Annotated in this window: 13 protein-coding genes and 1 pseudogene; 3 read left to right on the top strand and 11 right to left on the bottom strand. The window is 58.3% G+C overall.

Annotated features, from left to right (window positions below; translation table 11 throughout):
• The coding region (locus tag HA48_RS20590) for a molybdate ABC transporter substrate-binding protein (RefSeq protein WP_139807995.1) at positions 1 to 583 on the bottom strand (583 nt) is incomplete at its 3' end.
• 2 nt (positions 584 to 585) lie between these two features.
• Positions 586 to 1,833, bottom strand: coding sequence for an alpha-hydroxy acid oxidase (locus HA48_RS20595; RefSeq protein ID WP_128602979.1), 1,248 nt, complete (start codon positions 1,831 to 1,833; stop codon positions 586 to 588).
• 207 nt (positions 1,834 to 2,040) lie between these two features.
• Between HA48_RS20595 and HA48_RS20600 the strand changes: the two genes are divergently transcribed.
• Positions 2,041 to 2,706, top strand: a complete 666-nt coding sequence (locus tag HA48_RS20600; protein ID WP_128602980.1) for an aspartate/glutamate racemase family protein — start codon at positions 2,041 to 2,043, stop codon at positions 2,704 to 2,706.
• Entirely contained in the window at positions 2,700 to 3,974 is a 1,275-nt protein-coding gene (otnK, locus tag HA48_RS20605) for a 3-oxo-tetronate kinase (RefSeq protein ID WP_128602981.1), read from the top strand. The genes HA48_RS20600 and otnK overlap by 7 nt, the downstream gene beginning before the upstream one ends.
• A gap of 70 nt (positions 3,975 to 4,044) precedes the next feature.
• Here the strand turns inward: otnK and HA48_RS20610 are convergent, their stop codons facing one another.
• From HA48_RS20610 to HA48_RS20645, 9 genes are all read right to left on the bottom strand, one after another.
• Complete coding sequence (locus HA48_RS20610; protein WP_128602982.1) at positions 4,045 to 5,280, bottom strand: aromatic amino acid transporter; 1,236 nt, start codon at positions 5,278 to 5,280, stop codon at positions 4,045 to 4,047.
• A gap of 29 nt (positions 5,281 to 5,309) precedes the next feature.
• On the bottom strand, positions 5,310 to 6,422 hold the full coding sequence (locus tag HA48_RS20615) for an amidase family protein (RefSeq protein ID WP_158086977.1): 1,113 nt from the start codon (positions 6,420 to 6,422) through the stop codon (positions 5,310 to 5,312).
• Between the two features lie 237 nt (positions 6,423 to 6,659).
• Positions 6,660 to 7,739, bottom strand: a complete 1,080-nt coding sequence (locus HA48_RS22715) for an NAD(P)/FAD-dependent oxidoreductase (RefSeq protein ID WP_244182917.1) — start codon at positions 7,737 to 7,739, stop codon at positions 6,660 to 6,662.
• Positions 7,654 to 8,346, bottom strand: a complete 693-nt coding sequence (locus HA48_RS22720; RefSeq protein WP_244182918.1) for an FAD-dependent oxidoreductase — start codon at positions 8,344 to 8,346, stop codon at positions 7,654 to 7,656. The genes HA48_RS22715 and HA48_RS22720 overlap by 86 nt, the downstream gene beginning before the upstream one ends.
• 10 nt (positions 8,347 to 8,356) lie before the next feature.
• Positions 8,357 to 8,833 (bottom strand): aromatic-ring-hydroxylating dioxygenase subunit beta, encoded by a 477-nt coding sequence (locus HA48_RS20625; RefSeq protein ID WP_128602984.1) that lies wholly within the window; start codon positions 8,831 to 8,833, stop codon positions 8,357 to 8,359.
• Positions 8,823 to 10,118, bottom strand: a complete 1,296-nt coding sequence (locus HA48_RS20630) for an aromatic ring-hydroxylating oxygenase subunit alpha (protein WP_128602985.1) — start codon at positions 10,116 to 10,118, stop codon at positions 8,823 to 8,825. The genes HA48_RS20625 and HA48_RS20630 overlap by 11 nt, the downstream gene beginning before the upstream one ends.
• A 15-nt stretch (positions 10,119 to 10,133) precedes the next feature.
• The gene (locus HA48_RS20635) at positions 10,134 to 11,060 is read right to left on the bottom strand and encodes a flavin reductase family protein (RefSeq protein ID WP_128602986.1); all 927 of its coding nucleotides are present in this window, start codon (positions 11,058 to 11,060) and stop codon (positions 10,134 to 10,136) included.
• On the bottom strand, positions 11,057 to 11,461 hold the full coding sequence (locus HA48_RS20640) for a hypothetical protein (RefSeq protein ID WP_128602987.1): 405 nt from the start codon (positions 11,459 to 11,461) through the stop codon (positions 11,057 to 11,059). The genes HA48_RS20635 and HA48_RS20640 overlap by 4 nt, the downstream gene beginning before the upstream one ends.
• Positions 11,440 to 12,807, bottom strand: a complete 1,368-nt coding sequence (locus HA48_RS20645) for an MFS transporter (protein ID WP_128602988.1) — start codon at positions 12,805 to 12,807, stop codon at positions 11,440 to 11,442. Before HA48_RS20645 ends, HA48_RS20640 begins: the two co-directional genes overlap by 22 nt.
• 90 nt (positions 12,808 to 12,897) lie before the next feature.
• On the opposite strand from HA48_RS20645, the pseudogene HA48_RS20650 reads away from it, so the two are divergent.
• Positions 12,898 to 13,784, top strand: a pseudogene (locus tag HA48_RS20650) (LysR family transcriptional regulator).
• Positions 13,785 to 13,909: the final 125 nt, after the last annotated feature.

A 13,909-nucleotide genomic window follows, 5' to 3' on the forward strand; every position in this document is an offset into this window, starting at 1 on the left:
GCACAACCGCCGAAAGCGAGATGGCCTGCTGCGTCTCCGCCGGCAGCGGCCCGACAACATCGATCCCCTGCACCATCAGCAGCTCACTGATTTGCTGTACCGCGAGGTCCGCACTGCCGTTCACCAGCTGTTCTGCGGTAAACCCGGCAGGAATAACTGTCCCGCGCGCACGCAGCGCCTCGTCTATCTGTAGCCGTTTCAGCAGTTGAGCGAACCAGACGCCGCTGGCACCGGCTTCAGACCAGGCCACCGAGCGCGCGTCCAGCAGAGCCTGCACCAGCGCATCCCGCGTGCTGATATCCGGCTGCGGTGCGCCGGCGCGCACCGCAATGCCAATTGGCGAGTCCACTACTTCAATGCGGCTATCTGCCAGGGCCAGACCTGCTGCGATCAGGCGATCCACGGTGTCAACGGTGGCGATCGCCACATCCGCCTGTTCGCCCTGGTTAATCGCCTTCTCAATCAACGTGCTTGGATGCCAACGCATCGTCAGCGGAATATCAGGCTGCTGCGCCTGCCACGCGGGCATTAGCCGATCAAAGGGGGCACTCAGCGCCAGCGCGCTAAAGAGAGTCAAAGCCATGGTTATCCCTCACGCGTAAACAGGGGTGCACGCCGCAGCAGCGACGCATCCAGCTGATCCGGGCGCGTTACGCCAATCAGCGCCAAATCACGATCGATTTCGTCACGCAGAATATGCATTGCGTGTTCAATACCCGCCTGAGCGCCAATCACTGAGCCATACAGAAACGGGCGCCCCAGAAACACAAAGTCTGCGCCCAGCGCCATCGCTTTCATGACGTCAGTGCCCCGCCGGATGCCGCTATCAATAATCACCTTCATATCCCCTTTGGCCGCCGCAATCTCTGGCAGCGTATGTAACGGCGGCACGGTGTAATCGAGTTGGCGACCGCCATGATTAGAGAGAATCACCGCGTCTGCGCCTAAATCCCGCGCGATGAAGGCGTCGTCCGGCGACATCAGTCCTTTGATGACCAGATTGCCCTTCCACTTTTTACGAATCGCCTCGACGTGTTTCCAGCTCAGCTTGTCACGCGCGTTGGTGTTGCGCACTTTGTCAGACATCATCGGCGGGCCACGCTCTGCATCAGTGTTCTCAAAGTGTGGCGCACCGTGGCGCAGAAAAGTTTGCGCCACGGTGCCCAGCAACCAGCGCGGGCTCATCGCGCTCTGCCACATCACCTTCGGCGTGATTTTGATCGGCATACTAAAGCCGCTGCGCGTGTTGTGCTCCCGGTTACCCAGCATCGGCGTATCGCCGGTCACGACCAGCGTTTTATAGCCCGCACGCTCGACGCGATCCACCAGGCGGTCGATACGCGGCTGATCGCCCGCCAGATAGGCCTGAAACCATGCGTCCGGGTTAGCGGCAATCACCTCTTCCAGCGGAATCAGCGACGAGGCGCTAAGGATCATCGGCACATTCATTGCCCGTGCCGCTTTGGCCAGCATCAGGTCGGCACGGTAGCTGACAAACGACGCACCGCCAAGCGGCGCCACGCCGAACGGATGTGACCAGTTATGGCCCAGCAGGTTTACGTGCTGATCGCGCCCTGAGACATCGCGAAACATGCGCGGTACAAACACATATTGCTGATAGGCTTCATAAGCCGCAGCCAGCCCACGTCCGGTCTCGACGCCGCCCTTAACGTACTGGAAAATCATATTGGGCAGGCGCTTACGTGCATGGCGTTCAAAATCGTCCAGCGCCAGCAGATCACGAAAATGACGCGGCACGTTTGAAACGGGACGCGCCTGCGCTTCGGGTGTCACGGCGATGTTCAGAGCGGTGGTCTCTCCACGAGTTGTCATAGTGCTTTTCCGGCGTTATTGATTTAGTAAGCGATTTCAAATTTAACATTCAGGCGAATGCTTCCTGTTTATATCCTGCCAGACGCTCAGTTTTTTTATGTGATCGCCGTCACTTATCGAAGCAAAATGTAAGCCCTTACATTTTCATCTGCACTCAGTTATGGTGTGCTGTCATCTACTTTATGCGTCGCAAATGACGGAGAGCACATGAGTCAACGAATCGTTTTACTGCACGCCACGCCGGTGGCGATGGCCCCCATTCAGCAGGCGTTTGAGGCGTTGTGGCCGGAAGCGGAACTCGTCAATCTGCTGGATGATGGGCTGACGCTTGATCGCGCGAAAGAGCCGCAGCTTTCGCGCGAGCTGAGCGACCGTTTTGTCGCCCTGGGCCGCTATGGTTATAGTCTGCACGCGCAGGGCATACTGGTGACCTGCTCGGCGTTTGGCCCGGCTATCGATGAGCTGGCGGCCGCCGTACCCGTGCCGGTGCTTAAGCCTAATGAAGCGATGTTTGAAGCGGCGCTGCAGCAGGGCCAGCGCATCGGTATGCTGGCTACCTTTGGCCCCGCTCTGGTAACGATGTGCGATGAGTTTGATCGCTACGCAGCGCAGATCGGTTCGTCAGCAACGCTGGAGACGGTGTTAGTGCCGGATGCCATCGATCTGCTGCGTAAAGGCGATGCCGCCAGCCACAATCGGCTGGTGGCGGAGTACGCGCCGCAGCTCAGCCACTGTGATGCCATCATGCTGGCGCACTTCTCTACCTCACGTGCGGCCGATGCGGTGCGTGCCTGCGTTGATGTCCCCGTGCTTACCGCTCCGCACGCCGCGGTGCAGAAAATGCAGACGGCGCTGAGAGGTGCGCAATGCTGATTGGCGTGATTGCAGATGATTTTACCGGGGCCAGCGATATCGCCGTCACCTTAGCCAAAGGGCTACCGGGCGAAGGGGGTTTACATACCACGCAATATCTTGGTGTGCCGCAGCAGCCGGCGCTGTCGGATGTGGAGGCCGGAGTGATCGCCCTGAAATCACGATCGCTGCCGGCGGATCAGGCAGTACAGCAGTCGCTGGAGGCCTGTGAATGGTTGCTGGCGCAGGGCTGTGAACAGATCGTGTTTAAGTACTGCTCAACGTTTGACTCTACCGATGCGGGCAATATCGGTCCGGTGCTGGATGCGCTGGCGCAGCGCCTGGAAGCAAAGCGCGTCGTGGTCTGCCCGGCCTTCCCGGCGATGGGACGTACGGTTTATCAGGGCAATCTGTTTGTGCATGACCGGCCGCTGAATGAGTCCGGTATGGCGCACCATCCGCTAACACCAATGAAGGACGCTGACATCCGGCGCTTACTGGCGCGCCAGGCCACGACACCTGTCAGCCATATTGGCTGGCAGCAGGTGGTACAAGGCAGTGAAGCGCTGGCAGCACGGCTTCAGGCATCAGACAGTGACGCTGCAGAGCTGGTCGTGATTGATGCCCTGAGCGATCGCGATCTCACTGTGATTGGTATCGCTGCCGCCGGATCGAGACTGATCAGTGGCGGATCGGGCATTGCGCTGGCACTGCCGCATAACATGATCAAAGCCGGTAAAGCGCAGGGCAATCGCGCCGCTTTGCCGCGGGTTGAGGGTGCGACAGCGATTCTGGTCGGCAGCTGTTCAGGCGCCACGCGCGGACAGATTGATGAGCACCAGAAACAGCATGCGGTACTGGCGCTGGATATTCAGGATGTGATGCATGAGCGCGTCACTGCCGATGACATTGTGCAGTTTATTCTGACTCAGCAACACGCCTGCCCGCTGGTTTACTCCTCCGGCGATCCTGACAGCGTGCAGCAGGCGCAGCAGCAGTTTGGTCAGCACAATATCTCCCGGCGGCTGGATCAGCTGTTTGGCGACGCGGCCCGCAAGCTGGTTTATGAGGCAGGCATTCAGCGGCTGGTGGTTGGGGGTGGCGAAACCTCCGGGGCGGTGGTGAGCGCGTTAGCCCTGGGATCGTTACAGGTGGGAGAGGAGATCGACCCCGGCGTGCCGGCGCTGTTTGCGCAGCGCACGGTCCCGCTGGCGCTGGCGCTGAAATCCGGTAATTTTGGCCGTAACGATTTCTTTGCCCATGCGCTGCAGGTGCTGGCAGGCGCCTGATTGCGCTGCGGCGTCAGCACCCCGGCAGCAATGTCTGCCGGGGTGCGTGACGGCCTGCGCCCTCTGCCCGTTACGCCGTGCCAAAGGTCGGCAGCACGTTCAGCCAGCTCAATCCCCATGCCAGAATGTTCAGGCCACCGAAGATCAGCACCAGCACAATCGCCAGCGTAACGCGCGGATGGTCGCTAAAACGTTGCTGAGCGCGCCACGCCAGCAGTGCCGGCACAATCACTGCCCAGAGCGTGGCAAACAGACCGGCGAATCCGATAGCCGCCACAAAACCATGTGGCCAGAACAGCGAAGCCAGCAGCGGCGGCAGGAAGGTGAGACAGGCGGTTTTGAAGCGCGCCAGCGGTGAGCTGCCCCAGCCGAGGCGGTCAGCAATAAAATCAAACAGCCCGGCCGTCACGCCAAGAAACGAGGCGATCACCGCGAAGTGGGAAAATACCGACATCATCAGCGCCAGCGCACTGACGTGCAGATGCTCACGCAGCGCGGCCAGCAAAGCGGCAATATCGCCGCCCTGCCCGATAATACCGGGAAAGGCCGCACGTGGCAGGTTGCCCATGGTGCTGGTGATCCAGAACAGATAGAGCGCCAGCGACATCAACGTGCCGAGTACCAGCGCGCGCGTGATGTGCTGCTGGTTGCGTTCGTAGTAGCTCACCAGGCCGGTAATGTTGCCGTGATAGCCAAAAGAGGCAAGGCAAAAAGGCAGCACGCCAAGCGCATAAGGCCAGTAGCGCTCACCCGGCGGCGCCACGCTGAACAGCGAGGGCACGCTTATCTGGGTCAGCAGCCCGCCAAACAGCACAATCAGCAGCAAAATTTTCGCCAGTACGCAGAAAGTCATGAGCCGGCTCACCCCTTTGGTACCCAGCCAGACCACGATCGCTACGCACAGCGTCAGAGCAATCTTTGCACCGGCATTTGAAAACGGCAGGCCCAGCTGCTGAAGCGATTGCTGGTACACCGGCCCGCTGGCGGAGATGTAGGCGTAAGTAAGAATGCCCAGCACAAACAGTATACTTAGCCCGTTAATCACCGCCCAGCCGCGGCCCAGCAGATCTTTGGTCAGCGTATCAAAGCCCGCGCCCGCAGGGTAATGCAGGCTGACGCCCATAAACAGCAGTCCTGACAGCAACATCGCGCCCCAGCTGATGCCAAGCAGCAGCAGTGCCCAGCCAAACCACGCGCCGGCCATCACAATGGGTAAGGTGAACATGCCTGCGCCGACGACGGTACCGCAGATAATCATCGCTCCCCACCAGACCGAAGGCTGGCGGCGAACCAAGGTTGTTTCCATGAAGTGGCTATCCCTAAGAGGTCTGTGAATTAACACCGCAACACGGCAGCAATGGCGCTGGCATGTTGTAGCAGGCGGCGATCATACCCTGGAAGACCATCCAGTGAGAGCCCTGTTGCAAATTCACCGGCGCGCGCAACCGGCAGCGTCAGGCTGGGCGCGCCTACGCTACTGGCCATATCAGTGTTACGTACCAGCTGCTCAAATACTGCGTGATCGCAGGCGGCGGACAGCGGCGGCACGGCACAGCTCACCGTGGGATACAGCAGCGCATCCAGCTGATAGTGCGCAAATGTCTCTTGCCAGGCGGCACGCAGATCGCCAATGGTACACAAACCCGCCATGTAATCGTCCCAGGAAACCGTGCACTGGCTAAGCTGGGTATGCAGAATTTTACTGACCTGGCTATCGCTAAGCTGCGAGAGGATGTGAGAGAAGCGCCACTCCAGCCCTTCGCTGAGCAGAAAGCGCGGGAAATCGACAAAAAATTCATAAAACGGGACCGGGAACTGAACCGATGCGTTCATGTCGCCCAGATGCGCATCATCGAAACGCACAATCTCCACGCCCTGCTGCTCCAGCATTGTGACAGCACGCTGGCAGGTCTGCGCAACGCTGGCGTCGATCCCTTGCCAGAGAAAGCGCTCAGGGATGCCGATACGTGCCGGCAGCTGCGGTGCTGCCACAGACTCGCCCATGACTGCGGCGTCAAGCAGCGCGATGTCCTCTACCCGCGCAGCAATAAACCCCGGTGTGTCTTTGGTGTGCGAAACCGGCACGATACCGTCACGCGGGTAGCGCCCGGTGGTCGGCCGAAAGCCGCACACGCCGCAGAGCGCAGCCGGAATGCGCACCGAACCTCCGGTATCTGTACCGACACTGAACGCCACTGCGCCCGCAGCTACCGCCGCCGCACTACCGCCGCTGCTGCCGCCCGCCAGAAACCCGGGGTGACGTGGATTTTCCACTGTTCCCCAGTGCGCATTGACCGAAGTTACGCCGAACGACAGCTCGTGCATATTGTTTTTGCCGATTGGCTGCGCGCCCAGCGCCCGCAGCCGCGCCACCAGCGGCGCATCCTGTGCCGGATGGAAATCCGCCAGGCCTGGCGTCCCGGCGCCTGGTGGCAAATCCCTGCACATTAATATTGTCCTTGCAGGAGAAAGGTAAGCCAAAAAGCGGTGCTTCGGGCGCGCAGCCACGCGGCATCTCACCCGTAAGACAGGACTCATCCACGCTGATAAAAGCGTGATGCTGGCGTGTCTGCTGTAACCTTGCCAGCCGCCACTGATGATTGTGCTGTAACCCTTGCGGCGTGCGGTTGATGGCCACCTCAGCGGCCAGGGAGCGATCGGAGATGTTATGCATAAGGATTCCAATCAGTAGTGATAGTGGCGTGACATCGCCTGAAGCGGATTATCCGGCAGTAACCGGCCACCGAGGCTATGTACCGTGGCGCAGGCTGCGTTAATGCCGGTTTGAATCGCCCCTTCTGCCCAGCCGCCGGTAAACGAGCAACTGCATCCGGCCAGATAGAGGCCGCAATCGGTGACGCTGTCACGTGCACTCTGAAACTGGAAGAACAGCGCTTCAGAGTAGTGGTCGTCGCCGGGATAGTTAAGTTTAAAGGCACCCAGCGCCTGAGCGTCGGTCAGCCAGTCATATTCAAGGATATAACGGGGATCGTTATTCATCGGCGTGAGATGGCGCGCAAATGCTGGCGCAGTGGCACTCAGCTCATCGACCAGTCGCTCCAGCCGCGCGCGTTTATCCTGCAGCGTCACCAGTTTGTGCGAATCATCCTCCCAGGTGTAACTGATCAGCACCACGCCGTGGCCTTGCGGGTTTTCCGGCTGATAATCCAGGCAGTAGACGCCTTTTGCCAGCGTGTCGCTAAGGATAGTGTGCGGCAAACCCTGTTTGAGCCAGAACTTATCCTTTGTGAGCAGAAATAGTTTGGATGAGCCAATCAGGTGCGTTTCGTTAATTGCACGTCTGACGGCGGGCGTCAGCCACGCCGGCTGCTGTGACAGACGTAGCGAGACCTGCATCGCGCGTGTCGAAACGGTGACAATAACGCGATCAACCTGCTGATGCTCACCCTTCGCCGTTGTCACTGTAAAGCGCGCATCGTCTGTCTGGCCGATCGCGGTAACGCGCTGATAACAGATGCGCTGCGCCAGGGTTGCACCCTCAATGCTCTCCTGCGCCATGCGATCGGTCAGCGTGGCGATCCCCGCAGGCACCAGGCGTTGATCCTCTTCCAGCCCATTGACCACCAGGCGCATGATCTCAATAAATGCCGCACGAAACACCGGCTGAAACCCACCTGAGCCGATGCCCAGCGAGCCAAACAGGGCAAAATCGTCTGGTTTATGCCAGCGCTCCCCCCGCTGGTGGCTGCTGGCAGGTAAATATCCGTACCAGCGAGGAGTAGAAGCAGCTGTCGCCAAAGGCATCGAGATAGCACTGCCAACCCTCTTTCGCATCGGCTAAACGGCCTTCACGCAGCGCCCGGGTCAGGCTGGCGGCGGACGGCAGGCGCGTACCATCATCCAGCGTTACGCCCTGCTGCAGAAACGCTTTCCAGCCGCGATCTACGCGCCGGAACAGTGCTGGCGGCGGCATCCCCGCCTGCCAGCGATACGCTTCGCCCTGATAATGGATCTCGGTATCTACCACGCCGGGATCGGGAAATACCGACGCAGTATCAATGCCGTAGTACGCCAGATAGTGAAACAAACCGACTTCGGTCGGGGGAAAGCGCATCGCGCCCATTTCCGCGATGTACTCTGGTAGCGCCTCATCAAAGCGCTGGCTGAGTAGTCTGCCGCCATGGCGCTGCGGCTCAGCTTCGTAGATTGTCACCTGCGTGACGCCTGCGCGCAGCAGCTCGCGTGCCGCTATCAGCCCGCTCAAGCCGGCGCCGATAATCGCGACTGAAGGCGCCGTTTCACCGGCAGGCAGGTGTCCAATGCTGCCCTTCTCCGCCACCCGCGCCAGAAAGCTGCCGTAATCAAAGAGCGTATCAATATAAGGAAACGCATGTGGATGTATCGGATTCATGGTGCAGGCCTTAAAGGATGAGCTGTAAACTATCAAGCGGACGTTCAAGGTTGAGCAGCGTGGTTTTCCGTGCGGCGATCAGCCACTCTCCCTCACGCTGACAAAACTGATGTTCCAGGCAGGCAGCATAGTGCCACTCCTGCTCGCCACGGCTTTCGCTGTAGAGCAGCTGGCAGCGGCTGCTGGCTTGTCCCTGCTCGTGCAGCGTAATCACCGGGCGCTGTAGCAAGTGCTGCGATCGGCTTTTCGGCTGCTGAGAGAAGTTGCGCGCACTGCGCAGGCGGTTGATACGCAAACGCGTGACAAACAGGTCCTCATACAGCAGCGAGGATTCGGTCAACGGACTGGGCTGATCGTGCCGCATTGGCATCCACCAGTGGTAATCTTCATCCAGCAGCGGCAGCCAGCGGTCGTAATCCTGGGCATCCAGCAGGTCCGCTTCGTGGTAGATAAGATCGATCAGCCGGGTGCGGGTATCAGTTTGCATGCGCGTTCTCCATCATGCGCTGCCACATGGCATAGAAATTACGCATGGCGATTTCACTGGTGCCGGCGGTCTGTCGGGTATCATCCCACTGCTCACCGACTTGATAGAGGCGGGAAATATTCACCCACTCACTGGCGCTGCTCTGCAGGCCGTCCGTGGCGCGTTCATACATTTCAACGTCATCGTGCGCCACCATCGAACAGGGTGAATTGATCAGGTTGTTGTACTGCACGGTGCGCTCCAGCATTTTCTGCGGTGCGCCAACCAGCTCCAGAATCCATGACTCCACCACAGTTTCACTGGCTGAAAGCGGGCGAATGACGCGCAGCGTCTGAATCGGCCCTTTTACCATCAGGTTAGGGAAATAGACGGTGTTGTGGCGGGTATCGCCGAGGATCTCCCGGGCCCGCGCTTCGCCATAGTGGCTAACCATGCTCTCCCAATAGCCGGGGATGGACGAATACTCTTTATGAATCGAGTTGCTGATGCCGGTATGGCCGTGGCCGTTAGGCCAGACGCGAATCCCCATGTCAGCAAAAAAGGCGTGAGAGGACATAAACGGCGAGAACAGTTCAACGGCCATAGGCTGGGTGCCCTGCTGACCGCTCTGCGCCCAGAGGTTGACCGCTTCACCCGCAGAGGATTCATGCGCCACCATCGGGTGGCAGGTATCCGTTTGGTTATCCATTACCATCTTCCAGTTACACCGATGGCGATGGCGCAGCGGCGCGCCCACCACCCGCAGCTGACCTTGCGGCGATCGGTCGACCATATTATCCAGCGTAGAGAGGGCATCGCCGAAGAAGTGGTCGAACGCCATGCCGGTTGCGCTCAGGCGCACAAAGACAAAGTCGCGGTAGTTGACAACATTATCGACCCGCGCCATGCCGCTACCGGCTTCACAGGCTGACAAAGTGCAGGGATCGTACTCGGTTTTTACCGGGATACTGAGCAGCTCCCCGGTGGGTTTGAATGTCCAGGCGTGATACGGGCAGCGCAGGAAGCGCCCGCAGTTGCCCTGCGCTTCCGCCAGAACCTTCACGCCTTTGTGCGGACAGCGGTTGTACAGCACATGAATCGCCCCGCTTTTCTGGCGAATCGCCACCAGCGGCTGACCGGCCAGCTCCACGGTTACGTAATCTCCCGCCTGCGGTAGCTGACTGGCATGACAGAGATACAACCAGCTATGGGTAAATACCGTAACCTGCTCGGTGGCAAATATCGCTTCTGACAGATAGGCCGATTTGTGAATCTCGCCACCGCGAAATCCGGAAGTGTTCGTCATAACAGGCTCACAACGCTAATTTGAGTAGGGCCCCTTTGCGTGTGAAACGCAGGGGTAAAGAGTAGTGCTGGTGGCCGCGTCCTGCGGCGTCATAATGAAATCGCGGTGATCAACATCACCCGCGACGATCTCTAAGGCGCATATGCCACACTCGCCGCGGCGGCAGTCATAGAGTGGCTCCAGTCCGGCCTCCTCCAGTGCCTCCAGCAGCGATTGTCCGGCGTTAACCCGCAGCCGCACGCCTGACTCGGTCGCCTCCACCTCATAGCCGCCGGCATCTGCCGCCGCCGCAACGGTGAATACCTCAAACGCAATGTGCTCACGCGGAAAACCGCGAGCGTCACAACATGCCAGCAGCGCCGTTAACAGACGCGCCGGGCCACAGGCATGTATCCGGTCCTGCGGCTGCAGATCGTTGAGCAGCGTATCCAGTGAGATTCGCGGACCATCGGCATAGTGCGTATGCAGTGCGATTCCCGGCAGTGCTGCCAGCTCACTGATATATGCAGCCCGGGTGGCACAAGCGGCAAAATAGTGACAGATTGTGGGCTGCGATGTATGGCTGAGTCGGGTCAGTACACCGGTTAGCGGCGTAATGCCGATACCGCCGGCAATCACCAGGTTTCGTCCGCCAGCAGGCGCTGTCAACTGAGGAAAGTGGTTAAAAGGTCCGGAAAGCGTGACATTGTCACCTTCTTGCAAACCACTTAACCACTGGCTGCTCTCTGATACCGCGCTGAGCCGCATGGCAAATTTCAGCGCTGACGTCTCACCGGGTAAGAGCACGCAGGAGTAACAGCGGTAGCCAAGGCTACCGGGTAGATGCCATCGGTAATGGCTACCGGGCGTAAGCGCAGCGGCTTCTGCATGATCTGCCCGTAGCGTGATTTCAAGGATCTGTTCACTCAGGAGCCGCAACTGCTGCACGGTGTAGGTTTTCATGATGCCGCAATCCCCGTTTCATGCAGGTAACGCCAGCGCGGTTGCCCTTCCGGGATATCGATAATCGCCAGCGACCAGCGCGCCTGCACCGTGCCGCCATTGTGGTGCGTTTCACGGTAACGGCAGACGACGGAGCTCTCTGTCTCCAGCAGGGTTTCGCAGGCATCAATCTCAATTCGTAGCTGAGGGCGCCCGCCCACGTTGTTGCGGAACAGGCTCTCAACATCAGAGAGGCCAATAGTCTGTCCCTGCATCGTAATCATGGCAAACGAGGCGCTGAAGCTGGAGAGGAGCTGATCCAGGGCCGAGGGATAACCGGCGCGACCGGTGAAGATCTCCTCAATCCACTGGTGCAGTTCAACTACGCTGCGGTGGGCAATTAACGCTCTTTCTGATCGCATAACGACTCCGATGGGGTTTTAAGTGACATGAGTTGCAGCAGGGGCAGCACGCCCAGCACGGCGGCAATCAGGAATGCCCGGTGATAAGCCGCTGTTGAAGTGGTGTGCTGCTGTAACAGGTTGAACAGCAGCGTGAACAGTGCCGCGCCCACGCTAAAGGACATTTGCCGATTGAGGTTCCAGATAGTGCTGGCACGCGCCAGTTGCTCGCCTTCAAAATCGATCATGGCGGTAGTCTGTGCGGTGTTGGCCCCTATTCCGCCGCCGATACCCATCAACAGATAGGCCAGTGTCAGCAGCGGCAGGCTAAGCTGCGCACTCACCAGCGCCAGCATCGCAATGCCCGCCGCATGGCAGCATAATCCCAGCAGAAAGAGACGTGCCGCGCCAACCCGATTGTAGAGGCGACCGCAAAGCGTCATCGCGCAGAAGGATCCGCCGGCATAGAGCATCATCAGCATGCCGGTTTCACTGGCGCCCCAGCCCAAAACCTGTTGTAAGAAGAAGATGTTAAGCAGATTGACGCCGGTGAAGATGCCCGGCACCGCATAGTAAACCAGCACTGAAAAACGCATGCGTGGATTACCGAGTACGCTGAGGTCAAGAATGGGTGTGGCTTTGCGGCGATAGTGCCGTACGTAGAGCACCGCAAACAAAAGACCGATGGCCAGCAGGCTGAGTGGCAACAGGGCTGAGGCGGCGCTGGCATACAGCGACATGCCCAGCAGCAGTGCGGTAAGCGCGAGGCTTACCAGCAGCAAACCCGCAATATCGGGGCGTTGAGCCCGGGTTTTTTCGCTTTTGATCCAGCACATTGCCAGCCCGGCCGTAACCAGGCTGAACGGAATGTTGCACAGGAATACCCAGCGCCAGGAGAGGTGATCGACAATAGCACCGCCTGCCGCCGGGGAGATCGCCGGCGCAATGAGCGCAACCGCCATGACCAGCGTAGATATCCTGGCACGTTCATCTTTGCCGAACAGACCGAAGGTGAGCGCCTGCCCAACCGGGATCAGCAATCCGCCGCCGATGCCCTGAATAAAACGGAAAGTTATTAGCCCGCTAAATTCGCTGGATAAGCCCGTGAAGAGTGCACCGGCAGAGAATACGACCATTGAGACCATCATGGTAAGACGCGCCCCCCAATGGCTGGCAATCCAGGCGCTTAACGGAATAATTAAGGTCAGTCCTAATATATAGCTGTTCGCCACCCAGGCAACGCTGGATTCAGAAACCTGCAGCTGACGAGATATATCCGGCAACGCAATGGCGGACATAAAAATATTAATGCAGTCGATGAAAAAACCGGCTAAAAATACAGTGGCAACGCGGTAACGATATGTCATTTTGACCTCCGCTGCGCAGTCTAGTTTGGCTTGACCCGCAGCGTCGATTAAATTAAATTAAACACGTTGTTTACTAAAAGTTAACAGTCAATGTTTAATCATCTCAATCGTATTCAAACCTTTATTGCCGTAGTGGATTGCGGCTCCTTTACCAAAGCCGCTGAACGCCTGTTTATCAGTAAAGCGATGGTCAGCGTGCATGTAAAAACGCTGGAAGATGCGCTTAACGTGCCGCTGTTAATCCGCAGTACGCGCGGTATTGCGCTGACTGAAGCCGGTGAGGTGTTGTACAACGATTTTCGCGAGATTTTCGTCAATATTCAGACATCGCTGGAGAATATTTCCGCCAGTCACCGATCCCTTTCGGGTACATTAAGTATTACCTCAACCATCGAATTTGGCGAAAAATATCTGTTACCTATCGCCGGCGAATTTTGCAAATTGCATCCCGGACTTAATTTTAATTTTTATGCCGATTCATCGTTAAATGATTTAGTGACCGAGCGGCTGGATTTGGCTATTCGCTGGGTACGCTACGTGATTCTGCACTGAAGAGCCGTAAGCTTGCCAGTTATGACATTGTTTTAGTGACATCGCCTGCGTGGCTTAATAATCATCCTGTTGCCACGCCTGAGGCGTTAAATACGGCTGACTGGATCGCTAACAGTAATTTACTGACGCCAACGCAGTGGACACTGCAGCGAAACAGGTATGAACCGATTGAGGTGCGGGCTGTCGCCCGCTTTCACTCCAACTCTTCCACTTCTATTAAAGCTATGGTGCGTGCCGGACTGGGTATCGCCGTGCTGCCTGAGTGGCAGGTGCGCGATGAGCTCGCCCGAGGCGAACTGGTGCAGCTGTTCCCCGAGTATCAACTGCCTGCGCAGGATATAACGATTGTGTACGCGGGCGATCACCGGTTGCGCCTGAAATGCCGCCTGTTTATTGATTTTTTACTGCAGCAGCTACGGATTTAAAGTTACGTTTGCTTTTCATGGCAACAGGTTCTTTGATCGCTCAGAAGGAACGGTGAGCCACGCAGAATGCTGCGCTGGCGCACCTGGCGGCCCTGACGGGTCGCCACTCCGAAAGTTAAAAACCA

Source organism: Pantoea wallisii, from assembly GCF_002095485.1.
In the GTDB taxonomy this organism is placed as follows: Bacteria; Pseudomonadota; Gammaproteobacteria; order Enterobacterales; family Enterobacteriaceae; genus Pantoea; species Pantoea wallisii.

Excerpts from the sequence above, each read along its gene's own strand:
- otnK (WP_128602981.1), top strand. The coding sequence starts at position 2,700 with ATGCTGATTGGCGTGATTGCAGATGATTTTACCGGGGCCAGCGATATC.
- HA48_RS20615 (WP_158086977.1), bottom strand. The coding sequence starts at position 6,422 with ATGTGCAGGGATTTGCCACCAGGCGCCGGGACGCCAGGCCTGGCGGAT.
- HA48_RS20630 (WP_128602985.1), bottom strand. The coding sequence starts at position 10,118 with ATGACGAACACTTCCGGATTTCGCGGTGGCGAGATTCACAAATCGGCC.
- HA48_RS20625 (WP_128602984.1), bottom strand. The coding sequence starts at position 8,833 with ATGCAAACTGATACCCGCACCCGGCTGATCGATCTTATCTACCACGAA.
- HA48_RS20595 (WP_128602979.1), bottom strand. The coding sequence starts at position 1,833 with ATGACAACTCGTGGAGAGACCACCGCTCTGAACATCGCCGTGACACCC.
- HA48_RS20610 (WP_128602982.1), bottom strand. The coding sequence starts at position 5,280 with ATGGAAACAACCTTGGTTCGCCGCCAGCCTTCGGTCTGGTGGGGAGCG.
- HA48_RS22720 (WP_244182918.1), bottom strand. The coding sequence starts at position 8,346 with ATGAATCCGATACATCCACATGCGTTTCCTTATATTGATACGCTCTTT.
- HA48_RS20645 (WP_128602988.1), bottom strand. The coding sequence starts at position 12,807 with ATGACATATCGTTACCGCGTTGCCACTGTATTTTTAGCCGGTTTTTTC.
- HA48_RS20600 (WP_128602980.1), top strand. The coding sequence starts at position 2,041 with ATGAGTCAACGAATCGTTTTACTGCACGCCACGCCGGTGGCGATGGCC.
- HA48_RS22715 (WP_244182917.1), bottom strand. The coding sequence starts at position 7,739 with ATGCCTTTGGCGACAGCTGCTTCTACTCCTCGCTGGTACGGATATTTA.
- HA48_RS20640 (WP_128602987.1), bottom strand. The coding sequence starts at position 11,461 with ATGCGATCAGAAAGAGCGTTAATTGCCCACCGCAGCGTAGTTGAACTG.
- HA48_RS20635 (WP_128602986.1), bottom strand. The coding sequence starts at position 11,060 with ATGAAAACCTACACCGTGCAGCAGTTGCGGCTCCTGAGTGAACAGATC.